General features: G+C 50.7%; 5 protein-coding genes and 3 tRNA genes. All 8 read left to right on the top strand.

Annotated features, from left to right (window positions below; translation table 11 throughout):
• Positions 1 to 4: 4 nt before the first annotated feature.
• The 8 genes from MN202_RS03420 to MN202_RS03455 all read left to right on the top strand — a co-directional run bounded on the left by MN202_RS03420 (position 5) and on the right by MN202_RS03455 (position 6,894).
• A complete protein-coding gene (locus MN202_RS03420) occupies positions 5 to 1,978 on the top strand; it encodes a S46 family peptidase (RefSeq protein WP_335734687.1) in 1,974 nt (657 codons plus the stop codon).
• Positions 1,979 to 2,087: 109 nt separating this feature from the next.
• On the top strand, positions 2,088 to 2,813 hold the full coding sequence (locus MN202_RS03425; protein ID WP_335734688.1) for a hypothetical protein: 726 nt from the start codon (positions 2,088 to 2,090) through the stop codon (positions 2,811 to 2,813).
• A gap of 2 nt (positions 2,814 to 2,815) precedes the next feature.
• Positions 2,816 to 3,262 (top strand): regulatory protein RecX, encoded by a 447-nt coding sequence (locus MN202_RS03430; RefSeq protein ID WP_335734689.1) that lies wholly within the window; start codon positions 2,816 to 2,818, stop codon positions 3,260 to 3,262.
• A 30-nt stretch (positions 3,263 to 3,292) separates the two neighbouring features.
• Positions 3,293 to 5,911: an alanine--tRNA ligase gene (alaS, locus tag MN202_RS03435; RefSeq protein WP_418333934.1), complete on the top strand. Its 2,619-nt coding sequence runs from the start codon at positions 3,293 to 3,295 to the stop codon at positions 5,909 to 5,911.
• A 297-nt stretch (positions 5,912 to 6,208) separates the two neighbouring features.
• Positions 6,209 to 6,409, top strand: a complete 201-nt coding sequence (csrA, locus tag MN202_RS03440; RefSeq protein ID WP_335734691.1) for a carbon storage regulator CsrA — start codon at positions 6,209 to 6,211, stop codon at positions 6,407 to 6,409.
• 165 nt (positions 6,410 to 6,574) lie between these two features.
• Positions 6,575 to 6,664 (top strand) — tRNA-Ser (locus MN202_RS03445).
• A gap of 13 nt (positions 6,665 to 6,677) precedes the next feature.
• Positions 6,678 to 6,754 (top strand) — tRNA-Arg (locus MN202_RS03450).
• Between the two features lie 63 nt (positions 6,755 to 6,817).
• Positions 6,818 to 6,894, top strand: a tRNA-Arg gene (locus MN202_RS03455).
• Position 6,895: the final 1 nt, after the last annotated feature.

A 6,895-nucleotide genomic window follows, 5' to 3' on the forward strand; every position in this document is an offset into this window, starting at 1 on the left:
GAGTATGAGAATATTACTAGCTGTAGCGCTGTTATGCGGGTTTAGTGGCTGCAATGTGCAAGCCGGTGAAGGATTTTGGTTGCCAGGACAGTTGTCTGGCGACAATGTTAGATCGCAAGCCCAATTTGAACAGCCAAACAATATCGTTGCGCTCAATAGCATTCGCCACTCAGTAGTAAAACTGGGGCAGTGCAGTGCGGTGTTCGTGTCAGCTGATGGCTTGCTGCTTACCAGCGCACGCTGTATCACGCCTTATTTAACAGCAGCGCAGGCTAACGGTTTTGGCGTGGCCCAGGCGCAACATGAAGCTCGTCTGCCCGGGTTAACCATATATCAGCCAACAGAGCAGCAAGACGTAACTGTCGCGATAAACCGCCAGCTGAATGAAACCGCTAATGACCTTGCCCGCTCTGACCGTTTGTCTGAGCTGGAGCAGGAATTATTAAATCGCTGTCAGCAACAGGGACGCCTTTGCCGGCTAAACAAGCTGCACTATGGTTTGCAGTTTGCCTTGCAGTATTATCAGCCGTTTTCCGACATCCGGCTGGTGTATTTGCCGCCACAGCATGTGCCGCAGCAGGACGACAATCATTGGCCCCGCTATGATGCCGACTTTGCCCTGCTGAGGGTATATCAACCGGATGGCCAGGTTGCCGCTTTACCATACAGCCGCATGACCTTTGATGGTGTGACAGAGCAGCAAAAAGTGTTAGTGCCTGATTTTGTACCGCAAAGCCAGCGTTATAGCTCTGTCGAAGAACTGCAGTTTTTGTTTGAACAGCTGTATCCGCAGGCGCAAGCACAATCCAAACGTACCATGGCGGTGCTGGACGAGATCAATAAGCTGCAACCTGAAGCGACGTTAGCGCTGCAAACAGAGTTAGCCCGCCAGCACCGGCACCGGCAGGCGATGTTGCAGGAATATCAGCAAGGGCAGATGATTGCCAGGCGGCAACAGAAGCAACAACAGATCAGTGACTGGATAAGTGCCAGCCCGGTACGGCAGCAACTTTATGGTGCTGCCATACAACGTTTTCGCCAGTTGCAGTTACAGCATCAGCAACTGATGCTGCGCGATCAGGTATTGGATAATTTGTATTATGCCAGATTGCCGGCGTTAGCCTTGCAGTTGTATCAGCATGCGCTGGCGGCCGATCAGCAAAGCCGTGCTAAGCACCGCAACAAGCTGCAACCGCAATTGACGCAGCTTGATGCCAGCTTTGATGCCAGGGTTGATCAGACATTGGCGCTGCATTTTCTCGAGTTATATTCGGAGCTGCCGCAGACTTTGCGTCTGCCGGCGCTGGATCAGTATTTTGCCCTCAGCGATGGCTTTAACCGCGAAATTGTACGGCACAAACTGTCGGCGATCTATCGCCTAACCGGCTTGACTCGCAGCACCAGTCGCCTGGCATGGCTTGATGCCGACAGCAAGGCTTTTGCTGACAGCGACGATCCGCTGATCAATTTTGCCGTAGCCATGCAGGACACCACGCAACAACTGGCCGGGCAACGTCAACAGCTGGCGGTGCAACTGGAGCAGGCCAGAGCAGCGCTGATGGAAGTCATCATGGCGTACAATGATGCCAATAGTAAGCCTACCTATGCCGAAGCTAACGGCGATTTACGCTTTAGTGTTGGCGAGATAAGTGGTTACCAGCCACAAGATGCGGTGTGGTATTTACCCTTCAGCCGTCTGCAACACAGCGTCGATGGTAAAAATGACAGTGTTCATGCCAATTTTTTATCCAGTGTAGACAGTTGCGGAGAAGTGACCGGTGCACCTACGTTTAACCGTCAGGGCCAGGTAGTGGGCCTAATGTATGCCGGTGCCGGGCAGCGTTTGCTGGCTAACTGGCACTATGAGGCAGAACTTAGCCGGGCAGTGCATGTTGATAACCGCTTTATTCGCTGGCATTTGCAACAAAGCGATGCGGGCCGCAGTTTGTTAAAAGAATTGCAGCCAGACAAAAACTAAGGCAATAACCGCCGTTGCAGCCACAGCTGGCTCTCTTAATTTACGCCGTTTTGCAGTATCATTAGCCGCCAGTGCATTAAGTGCTGCGGGCAAACAATGCGGAGTAATGGTGGAAAAGCAGTTTAAAGTAAAACTAGTGATAAGACGGGCGCCGGCGCTGGCCGCTTTGGCCTGGTTAAAGCAAAGCTGGCAAATCCTGATGCAGGCACCCGCGGTATGGCTGTTGATGTACCTGCATATGGCCGGTTTTATGTTGCTAAGCATGATGCTGCCGCCTGTAACAACCTTTATTGGCGTGTTAGCTATGCCATTTCTTACCGCTGGTGTTTATAAAAGCATTGTAGCGGTGCAGCAAAAAAAGCCCATTAGCTTATTGGGGCTGTACCAGCCGTTTAAAGAGCCAGGCTGCCGGCCGGTTTTTATCCGCTTGGCACTGACCGAGTTATTTGTTTCTATCCCGCTGATTTATCTATATGCCCTGCTACAGCAGCAAGTTATCGACGGCAGTATTAGTATGCCGGCGGTATTGCTGTTTGCCGTCTGGTTTAGCTTAACTAAAATGATATTTGCCTATTCGGTGGCGATAGCCTATTTCCTGCAAGAGCGCAGTGTGCTGGCAATTATGCAAGCCAGCTTTGCTGCGTGTTGGCGTAATATAACGCCATTGGCGCTGTTCAGCCTCTTGAGTATGCTGCTGATAATGCTTACCATGCCTACGTATTTTATTGGCTTAATAGTGGTGCTACCGCTGCTGCATATTGCATTCTTTTTATCGTTTAATGAGTTTTTTGCCTTGCAGATCAAACCCACTGATGAAGCCGTGCTGGAAGTGTAGCCGTGACTGAACTGGCTGAACTAAAACGCACAGCTTTGAATTGGCTGAGCCGGCGCGATTACAGCGAAAGCCAGCTGAGCCAGCGGTTGGCTCGCCAGGGCGCAGAAGCCGGTGCTATTGCTCAGGTTATTGCCTGGTGTAAGGCAGAAAACTATCTGAATCAACAGCGGTTTATTAGTATGCTACTGCGTAGCCGGGCCAATAAAGGCTATGGTTTAGCTTATATAGTGCAAGAATGCCGGCAACAGAACATCAGCCGTGATCAGGTAGAGCAGTGTGCAGCAGAGCTTGAAATAGACTGGTTTGCCTTAGCACAGCAGCAATACCAGAAAAAATACGGCCAAACCGCCGTAACCGAATATAAAGACAAATATAAACGCATGGCGTATATGCAGCGCCGTGGCTTTAGTAACGAACAAATTCAATTTGCCATTAATCAAACAGAGTAATACTCAAGCGGACAGGATTTTTCCATGACTATGACATCGGCCGGTATCAGGCACGCCTTTTTAGATTTTTTTGCCAGCAAACAGCATCAGGTCGTTTCCAGCAGCTCGCTGATCCCGGGTAACGATGCCACCTTGTTGTTTACCAATGCGGGTATGGTGCAGTTTAAGGACGTGTTTCTCGGCCAGGACCCACGCAGTTACAACCGTGCCGTGTCAGCACAGCGCTGTGTCCGGGCTGGCGGTAAGCACAATGATCTGGAAAACGTCGGTTATACCGCACGTCACCACACCTTCTTTGAAATGCTGGGTAACTTCAGCTTTGGTGATTACTTTAAGCAAGATGCTATCGCTTACGCCTGGGAGTTTTTAACCGTAGTGGTGAAGCTACCAAAAGAGAAGCTGTGGGTAACCGTATACGAAACCGATGACGAAGCGTACAACATCTGGTTAAACGACGTAGGTGTGCCGGCAGAGCGTATTATCCGCATTGGTGACAATAAAGGCGCGCCTTATGCGTCGGACAACTTCTGGGCTATGGGTGACACAGGCCCTTGTGGCCCCTGTACCGAGATTTTCTATGATCACGGTGAACATATCTGGGGCGGCCCGCCAGGTTCAGCTGAAGAAGACGGTGACCGTTATATCGAGATCTGGAATATCGTCTTTATGCAGTTTAACCGCCACAGTGACGGCCGGATGGAGCCGCTGCCAAAACCCAGCGTAGACACCGGCATGGGGCTGGAGCGTATAGCCGCAATTTTGCAGCACGTGCACAGCAACTACGAAATCGATACCTTTGTTGCCTTGATTAAAGCGGCAGCAGACGTGACCGGTGCCACAGATTTAGCCGATAAATCGTTACGCGTGGTGGCGGATCATATCCGTAGCTGTGCCTTTTTAATTGTTGATGGCGTGCAGCCTTCCAACGAAGGGCGTGGCTATGTATTGCGCCGTATTGTGCGCCGTGCAGTACGACATGGTAATAAACTGGGCGCCAAAGGGGCATTCTTTTACAAACTGGTGTCGGCCTTAGTGGCACAGATGGGCGAGGCCTATCCAGAGCTGGCCGCCAAACAAGCCGTAGTTGAAAAAGTACTGAAGCTGGAAGAAGAACAGTTTGGCAAAACGCTGGAGCGTGGCCTGGCCATTCTGGAAGAAGCTCTGGCTGGCTTAACGGGTAGCGAGTTACCTGGCGATCTGGTGTTTAAACTTTACGACACCTATGGATTCCCGGTTGATTTAACTAACGATGTTGCACGTGAGCGTAACCTGACAATTGATCAGGCCGGTTTTGATGCCGCCATGGCCGAGCAGCGCAAACGCGCTCAGCAGGCGTCTAATTTTGGTGCCGATTACAATGCCGCACTGACATCAAACCAGCAAACTGTGTTTACCGGTTACCAGCATGAGTTTGGCAATGCCACTGTGGCAGAAATACTGCGTGATGGTAAGCACTGTGACAGCCTGGGCGATAATGAAGAAGCCTTAGTTATTCTGGACCAAACGCCGTTTTATGCTGAATCGGGCGGCCAGATGGGCGATACCGGCAGCTTAACCCTGGCCGATGGCTCAGTGTTTGCTGTTAGCGACACCATTAAAGTGGCCAAAGCGTTCGCGCATAAAGGTAAGCTTAGCGGCAAGCTGACGGTTGGCAGTAAAGTTGAAGCCCGGGTCGATGCTGCGCGCCGCAGCGCTATCAAGCGTAATCACTCTGCCACGCATTTGCTGCATGCTGCACTGCGCCAGGTGTTAGGCGAGCACGTTACGCAAAAAGGCTCGCTGGTTGGCCCTGACAGATTGCGGTTTGATTTCAGCCATTTTGAAGCGGTAACAAGCGCAGAGCTGCGTACTATTGAAAGCATGGTTAATGAGCAGGTGCAGTTAAATCTGCAGTTGCAAACCCGGGTTATGCCAATTGACGACGCCAAAGCCGCTGGTGCTATGGCGCTGTTTGGCGAGAAATACGACGATGAAGTACGGGTGCTGTCGATGGGCGATTTTTCCATCGAATTATGTGGTGGTACCCATGTCGAGCGTACCGGTGACATTGGCTTAATTAAAATTGTCTCTGAAGCCGGTATTGCCTCTGGCGTGCGCCGGATTGAAGCAGTCAGCGGTGCCGGTGCGGTTGCCTTTGTGCAGCAACTGGAGCAACAGGCGCAGGCGGTTGCCGGCGCGCTAAAAGGTGATGTGTTCAGTATTGCTGAGCGGGTGCAGCAAACGCTGGACCGTAGCCGCCAGCTGGAAAAAGACATTGAACAGTTAAAAGCAAAAATGGCCAGCCAGGCCGGTGCGTCATTATTGCAGCAAGCACAGCAAATTGCCGGTGCTAATGTGTTGGTGACCCAATTACCGGCTACCGATCCAAAAGCGTTGCGCACTATGCTCGACGAGCTGAAAAATCAGTTAAGCCCGGCAGTGATCCTGCTGGCAACGGTGAATGAGGATAAAATAAGCCTGATTGCCGGTGTTAGCGCCGATTTAACTGACAAGGTACATGCCGGGCAATTAGTCGGCTGGGCGGCGCAAAAGCTGGGTGGCAAAGGCGGTGGCCGGCCGGATATGGCTCAGGCTGGCGGTACTGATGTCGCTGCGCTGCCACAGGTAGTAACTGAAGCAAATAGCTATATCCGTGAAAAATTGAGCTAAACTGCTTTTTATGTTGTCAGAGAAGGGCGCATGCGCCCTTTTTTGTTGTCTGGTAAACAGGCCCGACTGTTGTTTTAAACGGCTGTTTGCCTTACCGTTGCGGTGAAGTATCGATTATTTGCCGGAAACGGCGCACAGATTGTTACAATACGCCGCTAAGACAGCAAAATTGCTGTGATAAGATATCATTTATTTAAGTGCCTTACTTTTAATCGGCAAGTCTGCTGGGTTATGATACGGCGCTTTAGTGTATACCGGTGTGGGTCACGCTGGGAAAAAGGAACAAGGAGCAAACGAATGCTAATTCTTACTCGTCGTGTTGGTGAGACACTGATGATCGGTGATGAAGTTACCGTAACGGTACTGGGCGTTAAAGGTAATCAGGTACGTATTGGTGTCAACGCACCAAAAGATGTTTCTGTACACCGTGAAGAAATTTATATGCGGATACAGGCAGAAAAAGGTACTTCTGGTTCGACTTATGGTGAAGACGACTAGTTTTGTTGTTTTATCTGCGCTTAGTAGATCAAATATACCGTTTTTGTACGTTTTATGACTAAAACACGGTGAGTTGCTTAAAAGGTCAGCAAACAGTTGGCCCGGTTCCAAAAATTGTTTGACTTATTTTCCTGAGACATTAATATACACGCCGCAACACAGAGCGGAGAAATGGCCGAGTGGCTGAAGGCGCACCCCTGCTAAGGGTGTATAGGGGAAACTCTATCGAGGGTTCGAATCCCTCTTTCTCCGCCATTTTTATTAGACCGGACGCATAGCTCAGCTGGATAGAGTACTCGGCTACGAACCGAGCGGTCGGAGGTTCGAATCCTCCTGCGTCCGCCATCTGATATGGGCAGCACCTTGCACTGTGCTTTAAATAAAATGTGCTAAAATTTGCTTCACCCCGGACGCATAGCTCAGCTGGATAGAGTACTCGGCTACGAACCGAGCGGTCGGAGGTTCGAATCCTCCTGCGTCCGCCAT

Origin of the sequence: Rheinheimera muenzenbergensis (assembly GCF_036984005.1) — a bacterium.
GTDB lineage: Bacteria > Pseudomonadota > Gammaproteobacteria > Enterobacterales > Alteromonadaceae > Alishewanella > Alishewanella muenzenbergensis.